The organism is Amycolatopsis sp. cg9, from assembly GCF_041346945.1.
In the GTDB taxonomy this organism is placed as follows: domain Bacteria; phylum Actinomycetota; class Actinomycetes; order Mycobacteriales; family Pseudonocardiaceae; genus Amycolatopsis.
In genome coordinates this window covers 9,692,885-9,719,816 of the sequence record NZ_CP166850.1, presented here as the reverse complement: position 1 = coordinate 9,719,816, position 26,932 = coordinate 9,692,885, and the positions used below count along the sequence as shown (strand labels likewise).

The window sequence follows — 26,932 nt, the reverse complement described above, 5'->3', positions numbered from 1 at the left end:
CTTCGCGGCGGCCGATTCCCACGTCCCGAATGACTCATTCGGGACCTCGCAGGTCCCGAATGAGTCATTCGCGACCTCGGAGCTGGGCCGCGAGCCGGCGGGCAGCAGCGCAAGCCGGGGGTAGCTGCGCCGGAATTGTCGGTGCCGCCCGGTAGCGTGGAAAACGGGGGCGCCCCGACGGCCCGGCGGGCGACGGTCAGCGGCGGCCCAAGCCGCGGATCAGCACCATCACCGCGTCCCGGACCTCCGCCCTCGTCCGCTGCGGCCCGAACACCTGCCAGTCCAGCGCCACCACCAGCATCGTCCCGAACAGCCCCGCCGCCGCCGTCGGGATCTGCACGCCCTCCGGCAGGCGGCCCGCCGCGTCCAGCCGGGACAGTTGCTGCTTCACGATCGAGATGATCTCCTCGCGCAGCAGCGAAAGCGTTTCGTGCCACTGGCCCGGCGTCCGCCACAGCTCGCTCACCAGGATCTGCGAGAACCCCGGGTACTGCGCGATGAACTCCAGCGTCGTGTCGACCTGCGCTTCGATCACGTCCAGCGGGTCCGCGTCCGAAACGGCGTCGCGCAGGCGGAGCGCGAGCATGTCCACGCCGTACCGCAGCAGGGCGTCGACCAGGCCGTCCTTGGAGCCGAAGTTGTAGTACACCGTCCCTTTCGCGACCCCCGCAGCGGCCGCGATGTCGTCGACGGTCAGGCCCACCAGGCCCCGGCTCTTCGAGAGCTCCAGCGTCGCCTCGAAGAGCTTCTGCTTCGTCCCGCCGCTCACAGGCTCAGCTCGGGCTTGAGCGCGGACACCGTCCAAACGCGACGTTTGCGCGCGGCCAGCGTGGACACCAGGATCCCGCCCACCAGGTACCCGAGCAGCACTCCGACGTCACCCAGGATCTGCACGGAAGCGCCGCTGTAGAACAGGTGGCGGAAGCCGTCGATCGCGTACCCCATCGGCAGCGCCACGTGCAGCGGGTACAGCGCGTCCGGGATCGTCTGCCAGGGGAACGTGCCGCCCGCGCTGACCAGCTGCAGCACCAGCAGGACCAGGCCGAGGAACTTGCCGACCGCGCCGAAGAACGCGTTGAGCGCGTGCACCACCGACGTGAACGTCAGCGAAACCAGCACGGCGAACCCGATCGCCTCCAGCGGGTGCGCGATGTGGATGCCGACCAGCCAGGTCACCGCGCCGAACAGCACGACGACCTGCGCGATGCCCAGCAGCGCCGAAGACAGCCAGCCGCCGACGGCGACGCGGAACGGGGCCGCGCCCGCGGTCAGCGCGCGCGTCGACAGCGGCCGCAGGATCAGGAACAGCACGAACGCGCCGATCCACGTGGCCAGCGAGATGAAGAACGGGGCCAGCCCCGCGCCGTACGTCCCGGCCGACGCCTCGCCGTTGGCGTTCACCGCCACCGGGTCCGCGATCGTGTTGGCCGTCGCGTTGCGGGTCGGGTCGTCCGGGTTCGGGATCTGCTGGAGCCCGGCCGCCAGCCCGTCGCGCAGCTTCACCGCGCCGTCCGCGAGCTGGTTCGTCCCGGTCACCGCCGTCTTCTCGCCGTCGTTGAGCTGCGAAGCGCCGTCGCGAAGCTGGTTCGCGCCGTCGGACGCCTGCGCGATGCCGCTCGCCAGCTGCGGGGACGCCGCGGCGAGCTTGGCCGCGCCGTCGGACACCTGGCGGGCGCCGTCGGCCAGCTTCGCGAGGTCGCCGTTGGCTTGCTGGATCTTGCCGTTCGCCTGGTCGACCGGCGAGCGCAGCTGGTCGGCCTTCGCGAGGATCGCCTGCACCTGCGCCTCCGGCACGCCGGCGTCGCGCAGATCGGTCTGGAGCTGGCTGCGGTAGGAGTCGAGCTTGCCCTGGATGTCGGACGACGCCGTCGCCGCGATCGAAGCCGCGTCGGCGACCTTCTGGTCCCCGGCGGCCACCTGCGAAGCGCCGTTGGCGAGCTGCTGGGTCTGCGAGGGCAGGGAGGCGGTGCCGCTCTTGAGCGTGCCGAGGCCGGTCGCCAGCGTCGACGAGCCGTCCGCGAGCTTCGCGGCGCCCTCGGCCAGCTGCTGCTGCCCCGACTTGAGCTGGTTCGCGCCGTCCGCGAGCTGGGCCGCGCCGGTCGAGGCTTCCTGGATCTTGGCGTAGATCGTGGAGAAGCCGACCAGGAACCGGTCCGCGGCCTCGCTGCCGACCTTCTCCGCGATCGTCTTGCGCACCTGCTCGGCGACCTGCTTCGCGATGGTGCCGGACAGGTAGTTGTTGGCGTCGTTGGTGGTCAGCGTGATCGTCGCCTGCTGCGGCTGGAAGTTGCCCACCGACAGCAGCGCGGCCGAGAAGCCGCTCGGGATGCCGATCGCGAACGAGTACTTGTCGTCGCGGACGCCGTCGCGGGCCTCCTGCTCGGACACCTCGTGCCATTGGAAGGTGCCGGACTTCACCAGCTCGTCGGTCACTTCGCGGCCGACGTTGCGCTGCTGGCCGCTCGAGTCCTTCGCGCCGGTGTCGCTGGTGAAGACGGCGGCGGGCAGCTTGTCGAGGCGGCCGTACGGGTCGTAGTTCGCGTAGAGGTAGAAGGACGCGTAGAGCAGCGGCACCAGCACGAGCGCGACCAGCGCGAGCTTCGGCATCGTGCCGGTGGACAGGCGGCGCAGTTCGTTGCGCGCGATCCGGAAGGCGTTCATGCGGGGTCTCCGTCAGTGCTCTCGGGGAGCTCTTCGGTGGGTTCGGGGGAGAGGTGCTGCGGCTCCGGCTGCTCGGCCGCGCCGATGCGCGCGGGCGGGAAGGGGAGCGCCGCCGGCGGCGTGGTCGCGGTCAGCACGACGACGGCGAGGCCGCGCCCGGCCAGCTCGCGCGCCAGCCCGGCCCAGCTTTCCACGTCGCTGGTGTGCCGGTCCGGGGTGTCGAGCACGAGCACGCGCACGCCCGTGCGCTCGGCGGCCAGCTCGGTGAGCAGCCGCGTGCGCAGGGTGGGCGCGAGGTTCTCGAACCGCGTGCCCGCGAACGGCGCGGCGTCGTGCTGGCCGAGCCAGCGGGCGACGTCCTCCTTGCCCGCCGGGCGGTGCGCCAGCGCGAGCTCCTCGCCGGCGACCACGCGCAGGGGCAGGGCGTCGTCGGGTTCGCTGACGCCGGGCGCGTCGACGACCGCGACCAGTTCGGTCAGGGCCGCGTCGACGCCCTCGGCGTGCACCATGCCGGTGGTCGGCTTGAGCCGCCCGGCCAGCGCCAGGCCGAACGCCGTGACGCCGACGCCGGGTTCGCCGTGCACGATCGCCAGGTCGCCCTCGCCGAAGGTCAGCGAGGTGGGCGGTAACAAGGTGCCGTGGTGCCCTTCGAGGGACACGCGATCGGCTCGGACCTGCACGATTTCTCCCGCTTCGAGAACTTTTGAACTGACCGGTCAGTTCAAAAACGTAGTCCCGCCGGGAGGTTGGAGCAAGATCACCGGACGCACGTCACACGAGCGAGTGATTCACCGGAGCGCGGCCGCCGGGCGCACTTCCCAGCTCGTCCACAGTGGACGATAGCCCTGCCGGTGCCAGAACACCGAGGCCAGCGGGTTGGTCGGGTTGTAGTAGAGGTAGGTGCGGGTGGCGCCGCCCCGGTGGAGCTCCCGGTGCACGTGGGCCATCAGCGCCCGGCCGAAGCCCGCACCGCGCTCGCCCGGCGCGGTCACGACGTTGTTCACGTACCCCCAGCGCCCGGTGGGGAGCAGCTCGCCCGCCTCGCTCCCCGGCACCGAGTCCACCCACGCGCAGTGCGCGAGCGCGCGGGTCTCGCCGGCTTCTTCGGCCAGCCAGACGGGCGGCTCGGCTTCGTCGAGAGCGGCTCGGAGGGCGGGCCCCAGCAGCTCCGCGGTGTTGGCCCGGCGGGGCGCGGCGACCAGGCCGGTGTAGTCGAAGGTCGCCTCGGCGAGCGCCACGGCGGCGGCGTAGTCGGCCGGTCCGGCGCGGCGGACGGTGACCGCGGGGTCCGTCTCGCCCGGCGGGGCGGTCCGCACGCCGACCGCCGACAGCGGGACCAAGCCGTGGTCGAGGAAGGCTCGGATCGCCTCGGCGTCCCGGCTGGGCCAGAGCACCACGCACGCCGAGTCGTCGCCGGTCGCCTCCGCGTCCAGCCGGCCCCGCAGCGCGCGCAGCAGCACGTCCACGCCCTCGGTGCCGGTGTCGCCGAAGTACGGGAAGAGCTGCCAGGTGTCGGCGGCCGACCACAGCATCGGGACGTCGCCGGGACCGAAGCGGTGCCGCTGGAGCACCCCGGTGACCTGCGCGCCGGCCGCGGTGGCCGCGTCCAGCCGCTCGCCGGCGGCCGGCGGTGCGGCGGGCGGGAGCAGCGCGTCGACCGCCGCGAACCGCGCCTGGTGGGCCGCGAGCAGCGGCTCCGGGATGTCCATGGTTCCCCCTCGCGGTCAGGACCAGGCCGGGCGCCGGATCCACATGGTCCACAGTGGACGATAACCCTGGCGGTGCCAGAACACCGGCGAAAGCGGGTTCGCCGGGTGGTAGAAGAGGAACGTCCCCAGCGAGCCCGGCCGGAGCAGCTCCCGGTGCGCCACCGCCATCAGCGCCCGGCCCACGCCGCCGCCGCGCGCCGCGGGCGCGACCGACAGCGTGTCGACGTACCCCCAGCGCCCCGGCCGCAGCCGTCCGTGGATGCTGTCGCCCGGCGCCGGGGCCGCCAGCGCGCACGCGGCCAGTCCGGCCGGCACGCCGTCGTCCTCCGCGAGCCAGACCAGGCCGCTGAAGCGCAGCGACCGGACGACCTCCGCGCGCAGGAGCGCCCGCGCGCCCGGCCGCGGGACCGCGGTGCCGACCAGCGAGGTGTACCGCCACTCGGCCAGCCGCAGGTCGGTCAGCGCTTCGACGTCGCCGTCCCCGGCTCGGCGGACGGTCACCCGCGACGGCCCGGGCGCCGCCGGCGGGTCCGGCGGCCGCACCGCCAGGCACGTCGACGGCGCGAACCCGTGCGCCAGCAGCACCGCCGCCGCCTCGGTGTCACGGCTCGGCCAGGCCAGCGTGCAGCCCGAGTCCGGGCTCGGCCGGGTCCCGCGCAACCGCTCGCGCCACGCGTCCAGCAACGCGGCCAGGCCCGCCGCGCCGCTGTCGCCCGGCACCGCGGTCAGGTCCCACACCTCCGACGGCCCCCACAGCGCCGGCCACGAGCCCGCCGCGTGCACGTGGTGCGCCAGCAGGCCGCCCGCCTTCCGGCCGCCGGTGGTCACCACCAGCGGCTCGCTCACCGCCGGCGGGGCCGCGATCGGCGGCAGCAGCGGGTCGAGCGCGGCGAACCGCGCGTTCTGCTGCTCCTCGAGGGAGCTCACGAGCGGTGCGTGCGGAAGATCGCCGTGCCGGGGAAGAGCTTCCCGCGCAGCGGGCTCCACTGGCCCCACACCCGCGTGTGCCCGGCCGGCCACTCGGGCTCGATCAGGTCGGTCAGCGCGAACCCGGCCGCGGCCAGCGCCCGCACGTAGTCGCCGAGGGTGTGGTGGTACTCGACGTAGGTGGCGGTGCCCTCGTCGTCGACCTCGACGTACGGGGTCCGGTCGAAGTACGGCTGGGTGACGGTGAGCCCCTGCGGGCCCGGGTCGTCGGGGAAGATCCACCGCATCGGGTGAGTCACCGAGAACACCCACGGCGCGCCCGGCCGCAGCACCCGGTGCACTTCGGCGAAGACCGCGTCCACCGAAGCGACGAAGGGGATCGCGCCGAAGGCCGAGCAGGCCGCGTCGAAGCTGCCGGACGCCAGCGGCAGGTACTCGGCGTTGGCCTGCACGAGCGGCACGGCGAGGCCGGTGCGCGCGTTGCCTTCGCGGGCGTGGCGCAGCATGCCGGCGGAGAGGTCGGTCGCGACCGCGTCGGCGCCCTCGGCCTTCAGCCAGCGCGAACTGGCGGCCTGCCCGCAGCCGACTTCGAGCACGCGCTTGCCGCGGACGTCGCCGAGCAGGCGCGCCTCCGCCTCCCGCACGCCCTCCGGGCACCAGACGAAGTCGGCGTCGCCGAGGAAGCCGCCGTGCTCGGCCTGGTAGTCGTCGGCGTCGGCGTCCCACCAGGCGAGGTTCGCCGCCGCGGCCTCCGGGCCGCCGACCTCGCGGTAGGCGACGGCGGCGGTGCCCAGCCGGTGCTCGGCCGCGTCGTGGCGCCCCGGCGCGGGCGGCTCCTCCGGTGGCATGATGGTGGTCTCCGGTCCCTGGGGGGTTTGCTTCCGCGAGGACCTTAGCGAGCGGCGGGGACCCTGATTGTGCCGCCCGGCGACCGCCGCGTAGGATAAGTGTTAGCGCAGTGGGTTCGCGCTGCCTTCCGCTCAGCTTCTGGTTGGGACTCGGGTCGCGCACCGTATGCGGGTCATGCCGCGGTCGTTCACTGGTGGACGTTTGCTCGCAGGGTCGACGCATGCACCCATTCGCGCCGACAACTGCCAACCCTCGATTCCATCCACCGGAGCAACCCGCCTAATGACCACCGACACCGCCACCGCCCCGACCGCCCCCACCGGGCCCCAGCAGGTCGCCATCAACGACATCGGGTCGGAGGAAGACTTCCTCGCGGCGATCGACAAGACGATCAAGTACTTCAACGATGGCGACATCGTCGAAGGCACCATCGTCAAGGTCGACCGCGACGAGGTCCTGCTCGACATCGGCTACAAGACCGAGGGTGTCATCCCCTCGCGTGAGCTCTCCATCAAGCACGATGTCGACCCGGCTGAGGTTGTCACCGTCGGCGATGAGGTCGAAGCCCTGGTTCTCCAGAAGGAGGACAAGGAAGGCCGTCTGATCCTGTCCAAGAAGCGTGCGCAGTACGAGCGCGCCTGGGGCACGATCGAGGAGCTCAAGGAGAAGGACGAGCCCGTCAAGGGCACCGTCATCGAGGTCGTCAAGGGCGGCCTCATCCTGGACATCGGCCTGCGCGGCTTCCTCCCCGCGTCCCTGGTCGAGATGCGCCGCGTCCGCGACCTGCAGCCGTACGTCGGCCGCGAGCTCGAGGCGAAGATCATCGAGCTGGACAAGAACCGCAACAACGTGGTCCTGTCCCGCCGCGCCTACCTCGAGCAGACCCAGTCCGAGGTGCGCAGCGAGTTCCTCAACGCGCTCGCCAAGGGCCAGGTCCGCAAGGGCGTCGTGTCGTCCATCGTCAACTTCGGTGCCTTCGTGGACCTGGGTGGCGTCGACGGCCTGGTGCACGTTTCCGAGCTGTCCTGGAAGCACATCGACCACCCGTCCGAGGTCGTCGAGGTCGGCCAGGAGGTCACGGTCGAGGTCCTGGACGTCGACATGGACCGCGAGCGCGTCTCGCTGTCGCTGAAGGCGACCCAGGAAGACCCGTGGCGCCAGTTCGCCCGCACCCACGCGATCGGCCAGATCGTGCCGGGCAAGGTCACCAAGCTGGTTCCGTTCGGTGCGTTCGTGCGCGTCGAAGAGGGCATCGAGGGCCTGGTCCACATCTCCGAGCTGGCCGAGCGCCACGTGGAGATCCCGGAGCAGGTCGTCCAGGTCAACGGCGACGTCATGGTCAAGGTCATCGACATCGACCTCGAGCGCCGTCGCATCTCGCTGTCGCTGAAGCAGGCGAACGAGGGTGTCACGCCGGACACCGAGTTCGACCCGACCCAGTACGGCATGGCCGCCGAGTACGACGCCGAGGGCAACTACATCTACCCCGAAGGCTTCGACCCGGACACGCAGGAGTGGCAGGAAGGCTTCGACAAGCAGCGTGAGGAGTGGGAGCGCCAGTACGCCGAGGCGCACACTCGTTACGAGGCCCACATGAAGCAGGTCCAGAAGGCCGTCGAGGCCGACGCCGAAGCCGCCGCGGACGCCGCGACCGGCATCGAAGGCGGCGCGGAAAGCTACACCTCGGGTTCGGCTCCGGCCGACACGAAGAGCAGCGGTGGCACCCTCGCCTCCGACGAGCAGCTCGCGGCTCTCCGCGAGAAGCTCTCCGGCGGTGCGTGAGCACTAGCTCTCTGAGCTGAACGACGGAACCCCCGGTCCACTTCGGACCGGGGGTTCTTTCGCGTCTGCGGTTCGGGGTTTCAGCGCAGGCCGAGGCCGCGCATCATCGCGGTGACGCCCTGCCGGTACATCTCCTCGTTCGCCTCTTCGGTGGGCGGGATGAACCAGTCCGCCAGCGGGGTCCGCGAGGCCAGCATCAGCTCCGCGCCCACCAGCCCGTGCATCGCCGTCCACAGCTGGTACGCCGCGGCCTGGGCGTCCGCACCCGGCGGGCACACGCGGTGGACGCGCTCGACGAACATCCGGAACGTCGTCCGCAGCACGGCCGAGCGCAGCGCCGGGTCCGGGTCGAAGCCGGGGACCGGGCGCTCGAACATCAGCGCGTAGCGGGCCGGGCTCTCGCGGGCGAAGTGCCGGTACTCGAGGGCCAGGTGCAGCACGTCCGCGACCCCGTCCGCGCTCGACGGCGGCAGGCCTTCCAGCATCTCCCGCAGCGAGTCGAACGTGCGCTCGTACAGGGCGTCGAGCAGGCCCGCGCGGCCGCCGAAGCGGGCGTACACGGAGATCGTCGACGCGCCGGCCGCCTCGGCGACACCGCGGACGGTCAGGCCGGGAACACCCCGGTTCACCAGCACGGAAAGCGCCGCGTCGAGGAAGCGTTCGCGGCTGCCCTGGTCGGCAGGGCGCATCGACAAGTGCCTGGTGGCCATCGGCGCACCCCCTTCGCGGCGGCCGGGCGCAGACGGCGTCCGGGCGACCCACCCGCAGCAGAAGATACGATATCCGGCGCGTCTTGGGAATGAGCCGGATGTCCGGATCTGCGGTGTTGCCGTCCGTTGGACGCAGGTCCGAGCACCGCGCGGACGGGCATCGTCGGCGTCATGACCCCAGAAGTCCCGGACACCGCCCTCGCCCGCGAAGCCGCCGAGTACGTGCGCGACACCGCCGGCCCGCTGCTGTACGACCACTCGGCCCGCGTCTACCTGTTCGGCGCCCTCCAAGGCCGGCGGCGCGGCCTGGAGTTCGACGCCGAGCTGCTCTACGTCGCCGCGCTGTTCCACGACCTCGGCCTCGTCGACGGCCACCGGAGCGACCGCCGCTTCGAACTCGACGGCGCGGACGAGGCCCGGCGCTTCCTGCTCGACCACGGCGCCGACCCCGAACGCGCCCGCGTCGCCTGGACGGCCATCGCGCTGCACACCACCCCCGGCCTCCCGGAGCACATGGAACCCGAGGTCGCACTGGTGACGGTGGGCGTCGAGTACGACGTCCTCGGCATCGGCTACCACGACCTGCCCGCGGCGGACCGGGCCGCCGTCGTGGCCGCGCACCCGCGCCCGGACTTCAAGCGGCGCATCCTCGCCGCGTTCACCGAAGGCATCCGTGATCGTCCCGACACGACCTTCGGCAACGTCAAAGCCGATGTTCTCGCCCGGTTCGTGCCAGGCTTCGTCCGGCAGGACTTCGTGACCACGATCGAAGAATCACCCTGGGAGGACTGACCCGGATGGCGCACCCCGACCCCGGCACGGTCGTAGTCACCGCGAGCGGCGACGGCACCTACACGCAGCAGGTCACGACGGCGACCCACGAGCTACTCGTAGACGAACCTGTCTCAGCCGGCGGCGCCGACGCCGGCCCGAACCCGTACGAGCTGCTGCTGGCGTCGCTGGGTTCGTGCACCGCGATCACGCTGCGGATGTACGCCGACCGCAAGGGCATCCCCCTGGCCAGGGCGACGGTCCGGCTGCGCCACGACCGCATCCACGCACGCGACTGCGAGCGCTGCGAGACGGAGATCGGCCTGCTCAGCCGGATCACGCGCGAGATCGAACTCGAGGGCGACCTCGACGACGAGCAGCGCGCGAAGCTGATGGTGATCGCGGACAAGTGCCCGGTGCACCGCACGCTGTCGTCGGAGATCGTGATCGAAACACGCGAAGCCGGCCGCTGACCGGCTCTGGCCGGGCGGTCGCGCTCGGGTGGTGCTGCGGTCGCGATTGGGCGGTGGCGGTCGGGCGGTGCGGCTGGCTCCGGTCGGGCGGTGCGGTCGGGCGGTGCGGATGGTGGCGGTCAGGCGGTGCGAGCGGCGCGGTCGGGCGGTGCGGTCGCGGGCGGCGGACGGTGCGGATGGCCGCGGTCGCGTGGTGGGGGCGGTCGCGATGGGGTGGCGCGGACGGCCCCGGTCGGGCGGTCGCGGTTGGGCGGTGCCGACGGCCGGGACGCGCGGCGTGACGGGCCCGGTTGTGCGGTCTGGCGCCGCAATCGGGCGCGGTCAGGCGGCGCGGACGGTTGCCGTGGCTGCGCGTGGGACGACGGCCGGTACCCAGATGCGCTCGAGTGCGGCGGCGCGGACGGCCCCGGTCGGGCGGTCGCGGTTGGGCGGTGCCGACGGCCGGGACGCGCGGCGTGACGGGCCCGGTTGTGCCGTCGGGCGCCGCAATCGGGCGCGGTCAGGCGGCGCGGACGGTTGCCGTGGCTGCGCGTGGGACGACGGCCGGTACCCAGATGCGCTCGAGTGCGGCGGCGCGGGCCTTGCGGCGGAGGCCGGCGAAGCTGTGCTTGGCCGGGACCAGCAGCGCGCTCAGCCAGGTCCGCCGGTAGTCCGCCAAGGCGTCGGCGACCGGGCGGTGGAGAACGCAGTGCGCCAGCCCCGGCGTGCCGAGCCGGTGCTTCCCGACGTGCTTGCTGTCCGCCATCGTTCCTCCGCCGTGGGCGACCCTTGTCGCGCGCACGGTACGCACCGGGACCGGCGGGGGTGGGTAAGCAACACGGCGTGTCCGGATATCGGTTGAGTCACGCGTCACGATCGACTTGCGGATCGCCCGTTCGTCTGCAGTGGCTCCGCCGGTCGGCCGGGGCACGGCCTCCGACGTGGCAAAACCCGCCGCGAGCCGCCCTGGCGGGCCGGGACGCCGCGCTTGGCTAGGGTGATCGGCATGTTGCGTGTGGGGTTGACGGGTGGGATCGGGGCCGGGAAGTCGACCGTGGCGAACCGGCTCGCCGAGCACGGGGCCGTGCTCGTGGACTCGGACCGGATCGCTCGTGAGGTCGTCGAGCCCGGCACCGAGGGGCTGGCCCGGCTGGCCGAGGAGTTCGGCGACGGGATCCTCACCGCCGACGGGGCGCTCGACCGGGCCGCGCTGGCCGCGAGGGCGTTCGCCGACGACGAGTCGAGGCGGCGGCTGAACGCGATCGTGCACCCCCTCGTCGGTGCGCGCACCGGCGAGCTGATGGCTGCCGCGCGGCCGGACTCGATCGTCGTCCACGACATCCCGTTGCTGGTCGAGAACGGTCTCGCGACGGCGTACCACCTGGTCGTGGTGGTCGACGCGCCGGTCGAGGTCCGGGTGCGGCGGCTCGTCTCGGCGCGCGGGATGGCCGAGGACGACGCGCGGGCGCGGATCCGCGCGCAGGCCAGTACCGAGCAGCGCCGCGCCGTCGCGGACGTCTGGCTGGACAACGGCGGCGCCGAAGACGCCGTGCTCGCCGAGGTCGACGCGCTGTGGGCGGACCGGCTGGTGCCGTTCGAGGCGAACGTGCGCTTGCGCCGGCCGCGGCCGCCGATGTCGCCGAAGATCGCGGAGTACGACCTGACCTGGCCGGCGCAGGCCGAGCGCGTGCTCGCCCGCGTCCGCGCCGCGGCGGGGGAGCTCGCGCGCCGCGCCGACCACATCGGCTCGACGGCGGTCCCCGGCCTGCCCGCCAAGGACATCCTGGACCTGCAGCTGACTGTGGCCACCCTGGCGGACGCGGACACGCTGCTGGAGCTGCTCTCCGACGCGGGCTTCCCCCGGCTGGCGGGCGACTGGGCCGACGACGCCCAGGACGGCACCGGGACGTGGCCCAAGCGCCTGCACGTCGGCGGCGACCCCAAGCGGCCGGTGAACCTCCACGTCCGGTCCACCGAGACCCCCGCGTGGCGCCTCGCGCTGCTCTTCCGCGACTTCCTGCGCGCGAACCCGGACGAGCGCGACGACTACCGCGACGTGAAGCTGCGCCTGGCCACGGCGCACGCCGCGGACGGCACGGTCGAGGCCTACGCCGACGAGAAGCAGGAGTGGGTCAACGGCGTGTTCGCCCGCGCCGAGAAGTGGGCGGCGGCCACCGGCTGGACGCCCTAAGCGCGCATGTCCTTGAGCTGCGGCCAGATCTCGGCCCAGCTCCCGGTCCGGCCGGTGAGCAGCCAGACGGGCAGGTGCTCGCTCGCGTTGCGCACGCCGAGCCGGTTGCCGACCTGCCCGACGATCCGCGCGTCGCCGAAGTGCTTCGCGAGCTTCGACGGGTCGTAGCCGACGAAGAGCACGTTGCCCGCGCTGTCGTCCGGACGGCCGAAGTACCAGAAGCCCCGGCTCGGGCTATAGGCCTCGGGCAGTCCTTGCTCCGGCCCGTACCGGCCGAGCGCGCTCGCCTGCCAGTAGCCGCCGGTGACGACGGCCGTGCCCGGCGGCGCGGTGCGGTACAGCGCGGCGACGTCCTGGGCCAGGTCCGGCCAGCCGATCTCCTCGGCGGCGTACGCGGGCCGCGGTGCGCCCGGGTGGTCGACGAGCCAGTGCGCCGGCCACAGCGGCAGCGTGAAGGGCAGGCTGAACAGGGCGGACACGACGAACACGGGCCAGGTCGGCACCCACCGCCACCACCGGGCCGGCGGCCGCGCTTCCAGGTGCACGGCGGCAGCCGCCCACAGCACGCCGAACGTCCCGGCCGCGTAGTAGTAGCGCCCGTTCGCGACCAGGAACACCGCGACGACGCCCAGCGCCGTCCAGCCCAGGAACCGGTAGGGCCGCAGCTCCCGGCTCCCGAGCAGCACGACGACGCCGTAGAGCACACCGAGCGCCCCGATCACCCAGCCGGCGCCGGCCAGCAGGTTCGGGAGGAAGGCTTCGCGGCCACCCGCGGCGTCGACCTCCGCACCGACCGCGTCGCCCATGCCGAGCTGCGGCCAGCCGTTCGCGCGCTGCCACAGGAGCGTGGGCACCAGCGAGATGGCGGCGATCAGCGCCCCCAGCCAGAGCTTCGGCCGGCGCAACAGCTCGCGCGGCCCGAACACGAGCACCGCCACGCCCGCCACCAGCCAGAACGCGCCGATGAGCAGCTTGCCGTTGAGCGCCACCGCCGTCACGACGCCGAGCCAGACCAAGAGCGTGTCGTTCCGCGTTCGGACCCAGCGGACCAGCAGCCACAGCACGAGCGTCCACAGCAGCGGGTCGATCGTCGACGTCGCCAGGTAGTGCCCGCTGCCGACGAACTGGCCGCAGATCGCGTACGCCGCCGCGGCACGGGCCTGCGCCTTGCGCTGCCCGCCCAGCTCGCGCGCGATCAGCGCGGTGACGACCACCCCCGCGGCGGTCGCCAGGATCGCCGGGACGCGGAACACGACCAGCGAACCGGGCGCCAGCGTGTTCATCACCCACGCCAGGGCGGGGACGAGCGGCGGCTGGTCGGCGTAACCCCAGGCCAGGTGCTTCGCGGCGGCGAGGAAGTACAGCTCGTCCCCGAAGTAGCCGTAGCGGCCGGCGGTGAGGAGGAGGGCCGTCGCCGTCCCGGCCGCGAGCAAGAGGACCGGGAGCCGGGCGAACGGCGCGAGCTCGGCTTTCGCCTGGTCGGGGGCCGTGGCTACGGCGTCCATCGTGATCCTGTTCCTCGAGGGCACCCGGTCTCCCGCACCCTACGTGCCGCGGCTGTGCGCCACCGCGCGGGCGCCGGTGCCGGGGACGCGGCTCACAAGCGCGTGCCCGGACGCCGATCGGTGTGACCGCCATGTCGCTTCCCCCTCCCGGCTCGGTGCCGATGGATCAAGGGTCGCGCGGCGGGGCGGGCCGGCGCGTCATCACAACGGTCCGGATCGTGTCCTCCCTTCGGAGGATGCGGGCTAGGGGTGGCGCCGCCAGGTCAACGTGACGTCCTTTGTGGACAGCCAGGCCGAGAGCTCGTAGCCGTGCGCGGCGAGTCCTTCCACCGCGGCGTAGGCCGTCTTCAGCGCGAACTCGGCGTCTTCGGTGGTGACCAGGCCCGCCGCGTGGGCTTCGAGGAGCTCGTCGGAGTCGATCACCCGCAGCGACAGCTTGTCCTTGAGCACGAGATCGACGTAGAGGTCGGTGGCGACCCAGCGCGGGCCGTCGCGGCGGACGCGGACGACGTCGAGGTAGAAGTCCTGGTCGCGCTCGTGGCCGGGGGAGAACCAGAAGTCGGTGAAGCGGAGGCCGAGCCCGGGCACCAGCCACGACTCGAGGTAGTGGAACTGCGCGCGGCCCGGCGTGGGGCGCGCGAGGTACAGGCCGAACGGCTCCTCGCGGTACTCCTCGACTTCCCGGCGGATGCCCTTCGGGTCGATGTTCTCGCGCGCGACGGGGTCGAAGACCTCGACCTTCGGGGGGTGCAGTGCGGCCATGCGGTCATCCTGCCGGGCCGGTCACGAATCGCGCACTCCCGCCGCGTGCGCCACACGTTCGGGCTAAGGTGCGCCGACCGTCCGGAAAGCGAGGGGAACCGGGGATGTTCGGGATCATCAGGCCGTGCCGCCACCGGCTGTCGGCCGGCCTGCACGCGGACTGGCTGGCGCACCTGTGCGGGCTGTGCCTCACACTGCGTGACGAGCACGGCCAGCTCGCGCGGGTCGTCACCAACTACGACGGGCTGATCATCTCGGCGCTGGTCGAGGCCCAGACCCCGCACGCGGACGGCCGCCGGGAAGCGGGGCCGTGCCCGTTGCGCGGCATGCGGACGGCTTCGGTGGCCCGCGGCGAAGGCGCCCAGCTCGCGGCGGCGGTGTCCCTGGTACTGGCGGCGGCGAAGGTCGGCGACCACGTCGAGGACCGCGACGGCGCCTTCGGCAGGCGCCCGGTGGCGTTCGCGGCCCGCCGGGTCGCGGCCCGCTGGGCGGACCAGGGCGGCCGCACGGGCGGCCGGGTCGGCTTCGACACGGCGGTGCTGACGGAGGCGGTCGAGCGCCAGGGCGAGATCGAGCGTTCCCTCGGGTCCGGGGATTCGCCCCTCCTGGCGACCGAACCGGCCGAGCTGGCGACTTCGGCGGCGTTCGCCCGGACGGCGGAGCTGTCGGGACGGCCGGGCAACGCGGCCCCGTTGGCGGAGGCTGGCCGCCTGTTCGGGCGGGTAGCACACCTGCTGGACGCGGTGGAGGACCACGCGGCCGACGCGACGGTGGGGGCGTGGAACCCGTTGCTGGCGACGGGAACGGGTGTCGCGGAGGCGCGGCGGCTGTGCGACGACGCGGTGCTGGGGGTCGAGCTGGCGCTGCGGGAGGTGGAGTTCACCGAGGCGGGGCTGGTGCACGCGTTGCTGGTCCACGAGCTGAGGCAGGCGGTCCGGCGCGCATTTGGTCATGGTGCGGGGTACGGGCATGGTGAGCTGGGGCAGGACGGTCCGGTCGGGCAGCAGCCACCGCCTGGCTGGATCGGGCCGGGGCCCACTCCGCAGCAGCACCCGCACCAGCAGCCGGGGTGGATCGGGCCCGGGCCGGCTCCGCAGCAGCCTCCGGGGTGGGGTGGTTCGCCGCGGCCGCACGGGTTTCCGCCGCCGGGGCCCGTGCCGCCGGCGGGCGCTCCGGGTGGTCGCGGCCCGGGAGGTCCCGGTGGTCGCGGCCCAGGTGGGCCGGGCGGGCCGGGTGGCGGCGGCCCAGGTGGGCCCGGCGGTCCAGGAGGCGGTGGTCCAGGTGGGCCGGGCGGCCCTGGAGGTCCGGGTGGGCCCGGAGGCCCGGGAGGCGGAGGCCCGGGCGGACCCGGAGGCCCAGGCGGTTCCGGCAACCCCGAGCCCCTCGACGGCAAGGGTGGCGGTCTCTGGTACCCGAAATTCGCCGTCCCCCCGAAGAAGCGCAACTTCTTCGTCGGCTGCGCCCTCACGCCCTACATGTGCTGCACCTGCCAATTCTGCTGCCGCGATCCCTACCCTGGCCCCTGGAGCGGGAAGCCGCACACCACCGGCGGTTGCGACTGCGGTGGCTGTGACGGTTGTTGCGACTGTTGCTCCTGTTGCGACTGCGGCTGAGAGGGAAAGCGATGACCGACCCGATGGAACGCCTCCACGCCCGAGGCCGCGAGAACTTCGCCGGACTCGTCGAAGGCGGCGAAGCCCGTCTCGACGCCCTCTTCGCCACGGTCCCGGCCCTCGGCGAACTCGCCGTCGGCACGGTCTACGGCCACCTCCACGACCGGCCGGCCCTCGATGCCCGGACGCGCGAGGCGGCGACGCTCGCCGCGATCGTCGCCGCCGGGATGGTGGGGCCGCCGCTGAGCGTCCACCTGCGGACCGGACTCGCCGCGGGGCTCGCGCCGGCGGAGGTCTGCGAAGTCGTCGTCCAGACCGCCGCCTTCGCCGGTTTCCCGCGCGCCGTTTCCGCCGCCGACCAGCTGAACCGCCTCTTCGAAGGCCACGGCCTGCCGATCCCGCCGCCGCCCTCGCCGCGTGAGGTCGTGCTCGCGCACCTGGCCGACGGTGACCTGCTCGCCGAGTTCCCGCGCGTCGAGGTGCAGGCGGTGGGGCCCGACCGGGTCCTGGTCTCCTGCTTCGGCGACGACCCCGCTCCCGGCGCGGTCCTGCACTGCACCGTGACCGGCGGCGAAGTGACGTCGCTGACGGTCTACCGACCGTCCTGACCAGGGCCGACGGAAATTGTCGGTGCTGGGGCCTACTCTGGTTCCCGTGGCTTTCGCAACCGAACACCCCGTGCTCGCCCAGTCCGACTTCCGGCCCGTCTCGGAGATCCCGCGGACCGGCGGCCGCTTCGAGGTGGTCAGTGAGTACCAGCCCGCCGGTGACCAGCCGGCGGCCATCGACGAGCTCGAACGGCGGATCAACGCCGGCGAGAAGGACGTCGTGCTCCTGGGCGCCACCGGCACCGGCAAGTCGGCGACGACGGCGTGGCTGATCGAGCGCGTCCAGCGGCCGACGCTGGTCATGGCGCCGAACAAGACCCTCGCCGCGCAGCTGGCCAACGAGCTGCGCGAACTGTTCCCGCACAACGCGGTCGAATACTTCGTCAGCTACTACGACTACTACCAGCCCGAGGCGTACATCGCGCAGACGGACACCTACATCGAGAAGGACTCCTCGATCAACGACGACGTCGAGCGGCTGCGGCACTCGGCGACGATGAACCTGCTGTCCCGGCGGGACGTCATCGTGGTCGCCAGTGTCTCCTGCATCTACGGCCTGGGCACGCCGCAGTCGTACCTCGACCGGTCGTCCAAGCTCGAGATCGGCATGCAGCTGGACCGGGACGTCTTCCTCCGGGCGCTGGTCGACGTCCAGTACACGCGCAACGACATCGCGTTCGCGCGCGGCACGTTCCGCGCCCGGGGCGACACGGTCGAGATCATCCCGGCGTACGAAGAGCTGGCGATCCGGGTCGAGTTCTTCGGCGACGAGGTCGAGAAGCTCTACTACCTGCACCCGCTGACCGGGGACATCGTCAAGGAGGTCGACGAGGTCCGCATCTTCCCGGCGACGCACTACGTCGCCGGTCCGGAGCGGATGGAAAAGGCGATCCAGGGCATCGAGAAGGAGCTCGAGGAGCGGCTCGCCGACCTGGAACGGCAGGGCAAGCTGCTGGAAGCGCAGCGGCTGCGGATGCGCACGACCTACGACATCGAGATGATGCGCCAGGTCGGCTTCTGCTCCGGCATCGAGAACTACTCGCGCCACATCGACGGCCGTGGTGCCGGGTCGGCGCCGGCGACGCTGATCGACTACTTCCCGGACGACTTCCTGCTGGTGATCGACGAGTCGCACCAGACGGTCCCGCAGATCGGCGGCATGTACGAAGGCGACATGTCCCGGAAGCGGAACCTGGTGGAGTACGGCTTCCGCCTGCCGAGCGCGGTCGACAACCGGCCGCTGACCTGGGAGGAGTTCTCCGACCGGATCGGGCAGACGGTGTACCTGTCGGCGACGCCGGGGCCGTACGAGATGGGCCAGGCCGGCGGTGAGTTCGTCGAGCAGGTGATCCGGCCGACCGGTCTGGTCGACCCGAAGGTGGTCGTGAAGCCGACCGAGGGCCAGATCGACGACCTGGTGCACGAGATCCGCGAGCGGGCGGAGAAGGACGAGCGCGTCCTGGTCACCACGCTGACCAAGAAGATGTCCGAAGACCTGACCGACTACCTGCTGGAGCTGGGCATCCGGGTGCGCTACCTGCACTCGGAGGTCGACACGCTGCGCCGCGTCGAGCTGCTGCGGCAGCTGCGCGCGGGCGACTTCGACGTGCTGGTCGGCATCAACCTGCTGCGCGAGGGTCTCGACCTGCCCGAGGTGTCGCTGGTGGCGATCCTCGACGCGGACAAGGAGGGCTTCCTCCGGAGCGGGACGTCGCTGATCCAGACGATCGGGCGGGCGGCGCGAAACGTCTCGGGTGAAGTCCACATGTACGCGGACAAGATCACCGACTCGATGCAGCACGCGATCGAGGAGACGGACCGCCGCCGGGCGAAGCAGGTCGCCTACAACGAGGAGCGGGGCGTCGATCCGCAGCCGCTGCGGAAGAAGATCGCGGACATCCTCGACCGCGTGTACAGCGAGGCCGAAGACAGCGAGCAGGTCTCGGTGGGCGGCTCGGGCCGCAACTCCTCGCGCGGCAAGAAGCCGGAGCAGGGCGATCGGGTGCGCAGCTCCGGGATGCTGGTCGACAAGGACGTCTCGGCGATGCCGCGCGCCCAGCTCGCGGACCTGATCCAGCAGATGACCGACCAGATGATGCAGGCGGCCCGCGACCTCCAGTTCGAGCTGGCGGCCCGGCTGCGCGACGAGATCTCCGACCTGAAGAAGGAGCTGAGGGGCATGGACGCGGCCGGCATCAAGTAGCACCGACCCGGGAACCGGAGGGGGTGGAGCCGTGGACGTCCGAGCTGTGGTCGCGTATTGCCTCGGGATGCCGGGTGCGCAGGAGACCTACCCCTTCGGCGACCACGTGCTCGTCGCCAAGGTCGGCGGCAAGGGCTTCGCGTTCATCGGGCAGGAGGAACCCGGCAGCGTCGCCGTGAAGTGCGGTGCCACGAAAGAAGAAGCGGCCGAGCTCCGCGCCCGCCACCCGGGCGCGGTGACCATGATGGACTACCTCGGCCGCTACGGCTGGAACCGCGTCCAGCTCGGCGCCGGAGTCCCGGACGCCGAGCTCGAAGAGCTGATCGACGCGTCGTACGACTCCGTCGTCGCGCGGCTGCCGAAGGCGAAACGCCCTTAAGGCGCCGGGGCGTTCTCGTCCGGCTGCAGCAGGCCGAAGACGTTGCCCTCGGTGTCCTTGCAGTAGGCCAGCCACCCGACCCCGGGAACCGGGTTCTTCGGCAGGGCCAGCGTGCCGCCGGCGTCGGTGACCGCACCGAGCGACGCGTCGAGATCGGTCACGGCGATCGTGTTGACGAACCCGTGGATCGGCGCGGACTCCTCGGGCGCGGGGCCCTGGCGGGGAAGGAGCCCGCCGTCGATGCCGTTGCCTTCGCCGGTCGAGACCACCCAGTACGGGGCCTCGCCCCAGCGTTCGAACTTCCAGCCGAACACGTTCGTGTAGAAGGCCACCGCGCGCTCGGGGTCACCCGCGTGGATCTCGAAGTGGACGGGACGAGGCATGCCGCCTCCTCGGGCCGGACGTCAGGTGCCGTGAGACTACGCCCGGCCCGGCGAAAGTCACAGCGGCGGCCGCTCCGTCAGGGTGAGGTCCGCGTCGAACTCCGGGAAGCCGGCCGGGGCACTGCGCGCCGTCAGCGCCGGAGCCGCCGGGAGGCCCGCCCAGCGGCGGATCGTCGCCGTCGCCGCAGCGGCTTCGGAGGCGGGCAGCTGCGCGATCTTCGAACCGTGGTTGCCGCCCTGGACGTAGTACCGGTACGAGTCGCGGCTGCCGAAGCCCAGCTCGAACGGCTCCGCGCCCCACGGGTCGTTCGAGCCGTACACGAACAGCAGGCGAGTACCGCGGGATTTCACCCAGAAGTCGATGTCCGGCATGGCCGGGTAGTCGAAGCGCGGCAGGCGGATCGACGACGGCACGAACGTCTTCGGCTGGTCGGCGCCCGGATAACGCAGCAGGTCGCGCAGGTAGCCGTCGTACGCTTCGGGGGAGCCCAGCTGGACCGCCGCCTGGTAGTAGTACGGGATGTAGGGCGCCAGGTCCTGGTCGGAGTACGTGTTGAGGCTCTCCACCTTCTCGTACCAGGCGTAGACCTCCGCGGCGGGCGCGCCCGCCGCGGGGACCGTCGCGCAGTCCGCCTGCGTCTGGTACTGCCAGAACGCGAAGTACGAGTCGATCACCGAGATCTCGAGGGACTTGTCCGCCGAGCCGACGATCGAGAACGTCAGCCCCCGCTGAGCCGCGTCCGCCGCGGCGATGGCGCCCAGCTCGTCCCGGCGCTTGAGCGCGTCTCGCTGGATCGCCTTCAACGCGTCGCGGCACGCCGGGTCGTTGCCGACGCGCGAGAGGAACCGGTTGTAGACGTCGACCGGGTCGATGACGTCGTTGGGGGCGACGTACGGGATCGTCGCGTCGACGTCGTCGGGGAAGAAGCGGCGGAAGTAGGTCGCCGTCATGCCGCCCTTGCTGCCGCCGGTCGCCAGCCAGTTGCCCCGGTAGATCGCCTTGAACGCCTGCACCGCGCGGTGCTCGTCCGCGGCGGCCTGCCAGATCGTCAGCTGCTTCGCCCAGTTCTCCGGCTCCGGCCGCGAAGGCGTGAAGTAGCGGTACTCCATCGACAGCTGGTTGCCGTCGACGATCTGGGTCGGCTCGGACCGGTTGGGGGAGCCGCTGACGTTGTAGCCGCTCGTGTAGGCGACCGTCGGGGCGGCGAAGTCGCGGTGCAGCAGGGTGAACCGCTGCTGGAACGTGCCCGCGCCGGGGTGGCGGTGGTCGGCGGGCTGGGTGTAGGTGAGCTTGAAGAACCGGTAGCCCGCCGGTGCCGGGTCCTCCGACGTGATCGTCAGGCCGGGGATCTTCTGCAGCTCGGCCTTGATGTCGGGGGCCGCCGCGGCCGCCGGGGCCAGGCCCGCCAGCGCCAGCAGGACCGCGCCTGCGGTGAACAGTCTGCGCATCGAGCACCCTCCCCGGCTCACCGAACTCTCCGTGGGACCCTCACAGAACCGGCCGGGGTCGGCAATCGGCTGTCCGGGCGCAGATTCGGTCAGGACCCGACTTTCGGCGGGTGCGGCCGGCGCCGGGTCGGCGTCCTCGACCGTGCGCAGCCGCGGGCACCGTGCGAGTTGTCCGCGTGATCGGCGCCACGTTACCGTCCGAAGCCGTAGGCACCGGCATCGAGCGAGGGGTCCGCCATGAAGGTTTCCGACTGTCCTACGACGCAGGTCGAAGTCCGCATCGAAGCCGGGCCGGACGAGGTCTGGTCCTGGCTGCTGGACGTCGACCTGCCGGCCCGGTTCTCCACCGAGTTCCAGGGCGGCGGCTGGGTCGACGGCACCGAGCCCGGCCTCGGCGCGCAGTTCCGCGGCCGCAACTCCCACCCGGTCGCCGGGGAGTGGGAAACGGTCTCGACGGTGACCGGCTACGAGCCCGGGCGGCTGTTCGCGTGGGCCGTGATGGACGTGACCAACCCCGCCGCGTCGTGGAAGTTCGAGCTCGTTCCGGACGGCGACGGCACGGTCCTGCGCCAGTGGGCCCAGATCGGCCCCGGCCCGTCCAACCTGACGGCCATCATCGGCTCGATGCCCGAGCACGAGGAGGAGATCGTCGCGATGCGGCTCGGCGAGCTGCAGGCCAACATGCAGAAGACCGTCGAAGGCATCAAGGCCCTCGCCGAAAGCGGTGTGCGCGCCTAACGCAGCACCCGGTCCACATAGGACTTGACGGCGGCCAGCGCCGCGGGCGACCGCCACAGCCGCTCGACCTCGGGGTCGTCGGAGTGGCGGTACTCGGCGATCCGCTCGTGGAAGGGCTGCCGGATCTGGGCCTTCGTGTGGGTGAACGCCTCGGGCGGCAGCTCGCCGAGCCGGGTCGCGACGGCGAGCGCCCGATCGAGGACTTCGCCCGGCGGGGCCAGCTCGTCGACCAGACCCGCGGCCAGCGCGTCCTCGCCGCCGCGGGTCTCGCCCGAGTAGGTGAGCGACGGCAGCGGGGCCGTGCCGTAGGCGCAGCGCAGGATCTCCAGCGCGGCCAGCGGGAACGGCAGCCCGACCAGCAGCTCGGTCACGCCGACCGTGCCGGTGCCGAGCACGCGGTGGTCGCACGCGGCGGCGAGCACGGTACCGCCGGCGATGGCGTGCCCGTTCAGCGCGGCGACGACCGGACGCGGGCAGCCGAACACGGCCAGCAGCGCGTCCGACAGCAGCGGCAGGAACTGCGACACGTACGACGCGCCGCCGTCGTCCACCCGCTTGAGGTCGACGCCCGCGGAGAAGACGCGCCCGGTCCCGGTGAGCACCACCGCGCGGGCCTGGTCGACTTCCTCCAGCCGCAGCACGAGCTCGCGGCACGAGTCCGTGTCGAGGGTGTTGCCGCCGCCGTGGTCGATCCGCAGCACGGCGATGTCCTGGTGGCTCTCCAGCGTGATCGGCACGAGCCCGACCGTACCCCCGCCGGCCGGCGCGCTCAGGTTTTGCCGCTCAACCGGACGACGCCGAAGTGCTCCCGCCGCACGAACTCGGTGACCTCGCCGAGCGTCGGCAGCCGGCCGGCCGGGAACGCCAGGCCGATCTGCCGCGCCGCCCCGCGCAGCCCGAGTTCGGTGATCCGGTCCAGGTAGAGCCGCGCGACGGCCGGCCCGTCGTCGAGGAGCACGCCGTGCATCCGCGTGGTCCGGCCGGCGAACGTCACGTCGGCGTCCGCGCCGCCGGTGAAGTTCAGCCGCCAGCCCGCGGGCGTGAGCACGTACAGCCCGGCGGCGTCGCGGTGCGCGGTCACCGGGATCCGGTAGCGCCGGCCGGACCGGCGGCCGGTGAAGCCGAGCAGCAGGAACTCGCGGACGCCGCGCCCGAGCGGGCTCGGGAGCAGCACGCGAAGCACCGCGTTGAACGTCTTCACCAGCGGTGCCGGCGGCTGATGGCCCGTCACCGCGGCGGTCATCAGCTCGTGATGTCCTTCCGCGCGAACCGCCGCCCGGCGTACAGGAAGAACACCGTTCCGTAGAGCACCGCCGACAGCAGGCCGCTCGCCAGGTTCGTCCAGTCGACGTCGGTGGAGATCAGGTCCATCCACGAGAACGCGTAGTGCGTCGGCAGGTAGTTGCGGAGCCCCTCCAGCGCCGTGATCTGGTCGAGGATCTGGGACAGGATCGCCACCAGCACCGCGCCGCCGACCGCGCCGAGCGGGGCGTCGGTCGAGACGCTCAGCGCCAGCGCGAGCCCGGCCACCCAGGCCAGCTGCAGGATGATGTACACAGTGGACAGTGCGATGGCCAGCAGGCTGTCGCCGAAGGACACCGCGTCGCCGGTGGGGCTGATCGCGTCGCCCGCGCCGTACCAGAGGACGCCGACACCGAGGGACACCAGCGGCAGCAGCACCAGCGCGAGCGCCGAGAGCAGGCCGGACACGATCGCCTTCTGCCGCAGCACCCGCTGCCGCGGCACCGGCACCGCCAGCAGGTACTTCAGGCTCGACCACGACGCCTCGCTCGCGATGGTGTCGCCGAAGAACAGGGCGACGATCATCGGCAGCAGGAACGTCCCGGACACGAACAGCGCCAGCACGACGAAGTTCGGCGCGGACGCCGTGGCCAGGTCGACGAACCCGCCGCTGCGCCGGTTCGGGTTGGACTGCCCGAGCTCGAACGCGATCACCAGGATGAACGGCAGGATCGCGACGAACCCGAGCAGGAACTGCGTGCGCCGCCGCTTGAGCTGGCGCCGCAGTTCGACGCCGAGCCGCAGCGTCCGCCGGGCGCTGTAGCCCTCGACGGCGCCGTCCGCGCCGACGCCGGCGTGTTCGGCCGAAGCGACGTCGCTCAGCTCGTCGAGCGCGTGCGGGTCGGTGTGCACGCCTGAGTCACTCACGATTCTTCTCCGACCAGTTGCAGGAACGCGTCTTCGAGCCGGCGCCGCGGCCCGGCCTGCTCGACCGCGACACCGGCGCGGACCAGGACCGCCACGGCCTCGGCGCGCGGCAGCCCGTCGAGATCGGCGTGCACGAGGTCACCCTCGACGTCGACCGAGGTGACCCCGCCCTCCGCCTTGAGCGCCGCGGCCGCGGCGGCCGGGTCGTCGACCCGGAACGTCGCCTCGCCGCCGGCCGCGGCCAGCTCGCCGACCTCGCCCGAGGCCACCAGCGAACCGCGGTGCATCACCACGACGTGCGTGCAGGTCTGCTCGACCTCGGCCAGCAGGTGGCTGGAGACCACCACCGTGCGGCCGGTCGCGGCGTACCGCTTCAGCACCTCGCGCATCTGGTGGATCTGGGGCGGGTCGAGCCCGTTGGTCGGTTCGTCGAGCACCATGAGCTCCGGCAGGCCGAGCATCGCCTGCGCGATCGCCAGCCGCTGCCGCATGCCCTGGCTGTAGGTCCGCACCCGGCGGTCGACGGCCGAGCCGAGCCCGGCGATCTCCAGCGCCTCCGCGAAGTGCGCCTTCTCGTCCGGACGGCCGGTCGACGCCCAGTACAGCGCGAGGTTCTCCCGGCCGGACAGGTGCGGCAGGAACCCGGAACCCTCGACGAACGAGCCGATCCGCGAGAGCACCGGCGCACCGCCGGTGATCTTGTGGCCGAAGACGCGGATGCTGCCTTCGGTCGGCGTGATCAGGCCCATCAGCATCCGCAGCGTGGTCGTCTTGCCCGCGCCGTTCGGCCCGAGCAGGCCGAGCACCTGGCCCGGTTCGACGCGGAAGGAAAGGTCCTTCACCGCGACGAACCCGCCCGCGTACTGCTTGCGCAGCCCCTCGATGACCAGCGGTGTCGTGGCCAGCTCCGGGTCGACGTCAGTGGCCCGGCGCCGCCGGAGCGCCGCGAAGAGCACCACGGCCAGGCCGATCGCGAGCGTCACGCCGATGCCGACCAGCTGCCCGACCGGGGCCGGCGAACCGACCGACGTCCCGGGCACGACCGGCACGGCCAGCGCGGTCCCGCCGGCCAGCGCGATCCGGAAGACCGCGGGCGAGGCCGGAGCGGCGAACGCCTGGTCGGTGGTGCCGACGACGAGCCGCAGCGAGTGGCCGCCCTCGATCGGGCGGACGATGCCGGGCAGGGTCACGGTGACCTCGACCGGCGTGCCGTCGGCGGGCAGCCCGCTCACCCGGAACGGCGCGATCGCGTTCGCCGGCAGCACTCGCGAGCCGTCCTGCCCGACGTCGTAGAGCTTCGCGAACAGCACGGCGTCCGGCTGCGGGTGGGCCGGGTCCGCGGCGACCCGCAGCCGCACGGTCGACGAGCCGCTGACGACGACCTGCCCGTCGACCGGGGCCGTGCTGAACTGCGCGGCCTGGCCCGGCGGGTCGTTGCTGAAGAGCGCGCCCAGCCGCGACGAGCTGCTCGCGACGCCGTTGAGGCCCGGGATCCCGCTCACCGCCGCCGGGTTCGCCCCGGCCGGGCGCACCACCGGCTGCGCCGGGCCGGACATCGCCAGCAGCCGCCGCTCGGTCGCGGGGCCGGTCAGGCCGGGGTAGGTGGCGGCGTTGACCGTGCGGACCGACGGCGTCCCGTTGGCGCGCAACGTGCCCTGGACGTCGTAGCTGAAGCCGGTGCCCGGGTCGCCGCCGGTCACCGCGGTCCACAGGAAGTCGCCGATCTTGGCGCGCAGCTGCGGGCCCGGCTTGCCGCCGTCGTGGCCGCCGGTGTACCAGATCGTCTTGACCTTCCCGCCCGCCGCGGTGATCTGGCGGGCGCTGGCGTCGGACTGGTCGAGGCCGAACAGCGTGTCGCTTTCGCCTTGCACCAGCAGCGTCGGCACGGTGATCTTGTCCGTCACGGAGGCGGGGGAGACGCGGCGCAGCAGGTCGACGCTCGCCTGGCTCGCCTGCCCGGTGGTGCCGAGCTCGGTGTAGGCGCGGCAGACGGCGGCGGTGAAGCGGCCGCACGGGTCGGCCGGGCCGCTCTGGCGGCCCCCGCCCGCCCCCTGGGGCACGGCGGGGACGGCGGCCGCGGTCCCCGCGGCGCCGGCGGTGCCCGTGTCGGTCTCTTGCCCGGCTTCCGGGGCTTCGGCCGACGGCGACCCGCTCGACGCGGCCCCGGAGCCCGCCGAGAAGAAGATGCCGGCCCAGCTCTTCTTGAACACGCCGTCGGTCGCGAACGCGCCGGCCGCCGGGGTGCCCGAAGCCGCCGGCCCCGGCGTGGCCGCGTTCGGGACCAGGCCCTGCGCGAGGTCGTTGTAGGTGATCACCGGGGCGATCGCGTCGACGCGCTTGTCCGTGCCGGCCAGCAGCAGCGAGAGCGCGCCGCCGTAGGAGGCCCCGGTGACCGCGACCTTCGGGTCGCCGTTCGGATCGGTTGTCACCTGGTGCTGCGCGACGAGCCGGTCGATCAGGTGGCTCGCGTCGGCGACTTCGCCGTCCGGGTCGTTGAGCCCGATCTTGCCGGTGCTCTTGCCGAACCCGCGCGCGGACCACGTCATGACGACGAAGCCCTTCCGCGCGAGTTCGCGGGCGTCGTCGGCGACGCTGTTCTTGTCCCCGCCGAAGCCGTGCGCCAGCAGCACCGCCGGCGCGGGCACGGTGGCGGGGAGGTAGGTGGTCGTGTCGATCTTGACCTGCTCCGCCGACCCGGGCGCGGCGGGCAGGTCGATCAGCGCGTCCTGCGTGGGCACCGGCGCGGGCGCAGCGGGCCGCGTGATCCAGAAGACCGCGCCGGCGGCCAGGACCACGACGACGGCGGCGAGCGCGGTGAGGCGGGCTCCGCGGGTGCGCGGGAGCGGGATTCGGGGCACGAGGAGAACTTATTTGAGGTTTGCTGAGAGTGCTCCGCGTGGTTCACAGCGATCACACGCTACCGACCACCTGGTGGACCGAAGTGACCGAAATTACAGGACCAACCCGGTGACGTGCGGCGTTCCGGCTGGCGTTCGGGTGGGGGTAACCGGCAGACTGGAACGGCTGTGAGGGGAGTATTCCTTCGCGGCGGTGTCGTCAGCACGGTGGCC

The 26,932-nt window shown here is 72.6% G+C and carries 25 protein-coding genes; 9 read left to right on the top strand and 16 right to left on the bottom strand.

Features of this window, described 5'->3' with window-relative positions:
- Nucleotides 1-196: 196 nt before the first annotated feature.
- The 6 genes from AB5J73_RS44595 to AB5J73_RS44570 form a co-directional block, all read right to left on the bottom strand.
- The gene (locus AB5J73_RS44595) at nt 197-769 is read right to left on the bottom strand and encodes a TetR/AcrR family transcriptional regulator (RefSeq protein WP_370965615.1); all 573 of its coding nucleotides are present in this window, start codon (nt 767-769) and stop codon (nt 197-199) included.
- Complete coding sequence (locus AB5J73_RS44590) at nt 766-2,661, bottom strand: YhgE/Pip family protein (protein WP_370965613.1); 1,896 nt, start codon at nt 2,659-2,661, stop codon at nt 766-768. Before AB5J73_RS44590 ends, AB5J73_RS44595 begins: the two co-directional genes overlap by 4 nt.
- On the bottom strand, nt 2,658-3,341 hold the full coding sequence (locus AB5J73_RS44585; protein WP_370965611.1) for an ABC transporter ATP-binding protein: 684 nt from the start codon (nt 3,339-3,341) through the stop codon (nt 2,658-2,660). Before AB5J73_RS44585 ends, AB5J73_RS44590 begins: the two co-directional genes overlap by 4 nt.
- A 108-nt stretch (nt 3,342-3,449) precedes the next feature.
- The gene (locus tag AB5J73_RS44580) at nt 3,450-4,370 is read right to left on the bottom strand and encodes a GNAT family N-acetyltransferase (RefSeq protein ID WP_370965609.1); all 921 of its coding nucleotides are present in this window, start codon (nt 4,368-4,370) and stop codon (nt 3,450-3,452) included.
- Nucleotides 4,371-4,385: 15 nt separating this feature from the next.
- On the bottom strand, nt 4,386-5,297 hold the full coding sequence (locus AB5J73_RS44575; RefSeq protein WP_370965607.1) for a GNAT family N-acetyltransferase: 912 nt from the start codon (nt 5,295-5,297) through the stop codon (nt 4,386-4,388).
- On the bottom strand, nt 5,294-6,145 hold the full coding sequence (locus tag AB5J73_RS44570; RefSeq protein WP_370965605.1) for a class I SAM-dependent methyltransferase: 852 nt from the start codon (nt 6,143-6,145) through the stop codon (nt 5,294-5,296). The genes AB5J73_RS44575 and AB5J73_RS44570 overlap by 4 nt, the downstream gene beginning before the upstream one ends.
- 283 nt (nt 6,146-6,428) lie before the next feature.
- On the opposite strand from AB5J73_RS44570, the gene rpsA reads away from it, so the two are divergent.
- A complete protein-coding gene (gene rpsA, locus AB5J73_RS44565; RefSeq protein WP_086860859.1) occupies nt 6,429-7,928 on the top strand; it encodes a 30S ribosomal protein S1 in 1,500 nt (499 codons plus the stop codon).
- Between the two features lie 80 nt (nt 7,929-8,008).
- Here the strand turns inward: rpsA and AB5J73_RS44560 are convergent, their stop codons facing one another.
- The gene (locus AB5J73_RS44560) at nt 8,009-8,638 is read right to left on the bottom strand and encodes a TetR/AcrR family transcriptional regulator (RefSeq protein ID WP_370965603.1); all 630 of its coding nucleotides are present in this window, start codon (nt 8,636-8,638) and stop codon (nt 8,009-8,011) included.
- Between the two features lie 171 nt (nt 8,639-8,809).
- On the opposite strand from AB5J73_RS44560, the gene AB5J73_RS44555 reads away from it, so the two are divergent.
- Both AB5J73_RS44555 and AB5J73_RS44550 read left to right on the top strand, forming a co-directional pair.
- The gene (locus AB5J73_RS44555; RefSeq protein WP_370965601.1) at nt 8,810-9,430 is read left to right on the top strand and encodes an HD domain-containing protein; all 621 of its coding nucleotides are present in this window, start codon (nt 8,810-8,812) and stop codon (nt 9,428-9,430) included.
- 5 nt (nt 9,431-9,435) lie between these two features.
- Nucleotides 9,436-9,882 carry an OsmC family protein gene (locus AB5J73_RS44550; RefSeq protein ID WP_370965599.1) on the top strand — a complete coding sequence of 149 codons (447 nt, stop codon included), beginning with the start codon at nt 9,436-9,438 and terminating at the stop codon, nt 9,880-9,882.
- Between the two features lie 499 nt (nt 9,883-10,381).
- Here the strand turns inward: AB5J73_RS44550 and AB5J73_RS44545 are convergent, their stop codons facing one another.
- On the bottom strand, nt 10,382-10,627 hold the full coding sequence (locus tag AB5J73_RS44545; RefSeq protein ID WP_370965597.1) for a hypothetical protein: 246 nt from the start codon (nt 10,625-10,627) through the stop codon (nt 10,382-10,384).
- Nucleotides 10,628-10,867: 240 nt separating this feature from the next.
- On the opposite strand from AB5J73_RS44545, the gene coaE reads away from it, so the two are divergent.
- Nucleotides 10,868-12,052, top strand: coding sequence for a dephospho-CoA kinase (gene coaE / locus AB5J73_RS44540; RefSeq protein WP_370965595.1), 1,185 nt, complete (start codon nt 10,868-10,870; stop codon nt 12,050-12,052).
- Here the strand turns inward: coaE and AB5J73_RS44535 are convergent.
- Nucleotides 12,049-13,557, bottom strand: a complete 1,509-nt coding sequence (locus AB5J73_RS44535) for an ArnT family glycosyltransferase (protein ID WP_370965593.1) — start codon at nt 13,555-13,557, stop codon at nt 12,049-12,051. The genes coaE and AB5J73_RS44535 overlap by 4 nt on opposite strands.
- A gap of 243 nt (nt 13,558-13,800) precedes the next feature.
- Entirely contained in the window at nt 13,801-14,319 is a 519-nt protein-coding gene (locus tag AB5J73_RS44530) for a DUF402 domain-containing protein (RefSeq protein ID WP_370965591.1), read from the bottom strand.
- Nucleotides 14,320-14,423: 104 nt separating this feature from the next.
- On the opposite strand from AB5J73_RS44530, the gene AB5J73_RS44525 reads away from it, so the two are divergent.
- From AB5J73_RS44525 to AB5J73_RS44510, 4 genes are read left to right on the top strand one after another with little or no spacing between them, the layout of a single operon-like run.
- Nucleotides 14,424-15,932 carry a DUF5685 family protein gene (locus tag AB5J73_RS44525; RefSeq protein WP_370965589.1) on the top strand — a complete coding sequence of 503 codons (1,509 nt, stop codon included), beginning with the start codon at nt 14,424-14,426 and terminating at the stop codon, nt 15,930-15,932.
- Nucleotides 15,933-15,943: 11 nt separating this feature from the next.
- On the top strand, nt 15,944-16,540 hold the full coding sequence (locus AB5J73_RS44520) for a carboxymuconolactone decarboxylase family protein (protein ID WP_370965588.1): 597 nt from the start codon (nt 15,944-15,946) through the stop codon (nt 16,538-16,540).
- A gap of 46 nt (nt 16,541-16,586) precedes the next feature.
- Complete coding sequence (uvrB, locus tag AB5J73_RS44515) at nt 16,587-18,743, top strand: excinuclease ABC subunit UvrB (protein ID WP_370965586.1); 2,157 nt, start codon at nt 16,587-16,589, stop codon at nt 18,741-18,743.
- A 31-nt stretch (nt 18,744-18,774) separates the two neighbouring features.
- Nucleotides 18,775-19,122 (top strand): MmcQ/YjbR family DNA-binding protein, encoded by a 348-nt coding sequence (locus AB5J73_RS44510; RefSeq protein ID WP_370965584.1) that lies wholly within the window; start codon nt 18,775-18,777, stop codon nt 19,120-19,122.
- Here AB5J73_RS44510 and AB5J73_RS44505 read toward each other — a convergent pair.
- Together AB5J73_RS44505 and AB5J73_RS44500 are read right to left on the bottom strand one after the other, a co-directional pair.
- Nucleotides 19,119-19,505 carry a VOC family protein gene (locus AB5J73_RS44505; RefSeq protein WP_370965582.1) on the bottom strand — a complete coding sequence of 129 codons (387 nt, stop codon included), beginning with the start codon at nt 19,503-19,505 and terminating at the stop codon, nt 19,119-19,121. The genes AB5J73_RS44510 and AB5J73_RS44505 overlap by 4 nt on opposite strands.
- Nucleotides 19,506-19,562: 57 nt before the next feature.
- Nucleotides 19,563-20,954 (bottom strand): S28 family serine protease, encoded by a 1,392-nt coding sequence (locus tag AB5J73_RS44500; RefSeq protein WP_370965580.1) that lies wholly within the window; start codon nt 20,952-20,954, stop codon nt 19,563-19,565.
- Between the two features lie 237 nt (nt 20,955-21,191).
- Between AB5J73_RS44500 and AB5J73_RS44495 the strand changes: the two genes are divergently transcribed.
- Entirely contained in the window at nt 21,192-21,692 is a 501-nt protein-coding gene (locus AB5J73_RS44495) for an SRPBCC family protein (protein ID WP_370965578.1), read from the top strand.
- Here AB5J73_RS44495 and AB5J73_RS44490 read toward each other — a convergent pair.
- From AB5J73_RS44490 to AB5J73_RS44475, 4 genes are read right to left on the bottom strand one after another with little or no spacing between them, the layout of a single operon-like run.
- Nucleotides 21,689-22,429, bottom strand: a complete 741-nt coding sequence (locus tag AB5J73_RS44490) for an enoyl-CoA hydratase/isomerase family protein (protein ID WP_370965576.1) — start codon at nt 22,427-22,429, stop codon at nt 21,689-21,691. The genes AB5J73_RS44495 and AB5J73_RS44490 overlap by 4 nt on opposite strands.
- A 32-nt stretch (nt 22,430-22,461) precedes the next feature.
- Nucleotides 22,462-22,935, bottom strand: coding sequence for a hypothetical protein (locus AB5J73_RS44485; protein ID WP_370965575.1), 474 nt, complete (start codon nt 22,933-22,935; stop codon nt 22,462-22,464).
- Nucleotides 22,935-23,861 (bottom strand): ABC transporter permease, encoded by a 927-nt coding sequence (locus tag AB5J73_RS44480; protein ID WP_370965573.1) that lies wholly within the window; start codon nt 23,859-23,861, stop codon nt 22,935-22,937. The genes AB5J73_RS44485 and AB5J73_RS44480 overlap by 1 nt, the downstream gene beginning before the upstream one ends.
- Entirely contained in the window at nt 23,858-26,719 is a 2,862-nt protein-coding gene (locus tag AB5J73_RS44475) for an alpha/beta fold hydrolase (RefSeq protein WP_370965571.1), read from the bottom strand. Before AB5J73_RS44475 ends, AB5J73_RS44480 begins: the two co-directional genes overlap by 4 nt.
- Between the last annotated feature and the right edge of the window lie 213 nt (nt 26,720-26,932).

Bases quoted from the DNA above. Each gene is read 5' to 3' on its own strand.
- AB5J73_RS44590 (WP_370965613.1), bottom strand. From the start codon at position 2,661: ATGAACGCCTTCCGGATCGCGCGCAACGAACTGCGCCGCCTGTCCACC.
- AB5J73_RS44580 (WP_370965609.1), bottom strand. From the start codon at position 4,370: ATGGACATCCCGGAGCCGCTGCTCGCGGCCCACCAGGCGCGGTTCGCG.
- AB5J73_RS44570 (WP_370965605.1), bottom strand. From the start codon at position 6,145: ATGCCACCGGAGGAGCCGCCCGCGCCGGGGCGCCACGACGCGGCCGAG.
- rpsA (WP_086860859.1), top strand. From the start codon at position 6,429: ATGACCACCGACACCGCCACCGCCCCGACCGCCCCCACCGGGCCCCAG.
- AB5J73_RS44560 (WP_370965603.1), bottom strand. From the start codon at position 8,638: ATGGCCACCAGGCACTTGTCGATGCGCCCTGCCGACCAGGGCAGCCGC.
- AB5J73_RS44555 (WP_370965601.1), top strand. From the start codon at position 8,810: ATGACCCCAGAAGTCCCGGACACCGCCCTCGCCCGCGAAGCCGCCGAG.
- AB5J73_RS44550 (WP_370965599.1), top strand. From the start codon at position 9,436: ATGGCGCACCCCGACCCCGGCACGGTCGTAGTCACCGCGAGCGGCGAC.
- AB5J73_RS44545 (WP_370965597.1), bottom strand. From the start codon at position 10,627: ATGGCGGACAGCAAGCACGTCGGGAAGCACCGGCTCGGCACGCCGGGG.
- coaE (WP_370965595.1), top strand. From the start codon at position 10,868: ATGTTGCGTGTGGGGTTGACGGGTGGGATCGGGGCCGGGAAGTCGACC.
- AB5J73_RS44535 (WP_370965593.1), bottom strand. From the start codon at position 13,557: ATGGACGCCGTAGCCACGGCCCCCGACCAGGCGAAAGCCGAGCTCGCG.
- AB5J73_RS44530 (WP_370965591.1), bottom strand. From the start codon at position 14,319: ATGGCCGCACTGCACCCCCCGAAGGTCGAGGTCTTCGACCCCGTCGCG.
- AB5J73_RS44525 (WP_370965589.1), top strand. From the start codon at position 14,424: ATGTTCGGGATCATCAGGCCGTGCCGCCACCGGCTGTCGGCCGGCCTG.
- AB5J73_RS44520 (WP_370965588.1), top strand. From the start codon at position 15,944: ATGACCGACCCGATGGAACGCCTCCACGCCCGAGGCCGCGAGAACTTC.
- AB5J73_RS44505 (WP_370965582.1), bottom strand. From the start codon at position 19,505: ATGCCTCGTCCCGTCCACTTCGAGATCCACGCGGGTGACCCCGAGCGC.
- AB5J73_RS44500 (WP_370965580.1), bottom strand. From the start codon at position 20,954: ATGCGCAGACTGTTCACCGCAGGCGCGGTCCTGCTGGCGCTGGCGGGC.
- AB5J73_RS44495 (WP_370965578.1), top strand. From the start codon at position 21,192: ATGAAGGTTTCCGACTGTCCTACGACGCAGGTCGAAGTCCGCATCGAA.
- AB5J73_RS44485 (WP_370965575.1), bottom strand. From the start codon at position 22,935: ATGACCGCCGCGGTGACGGGCCATCAGCCGCCGGCACCGCTGGTGAAG.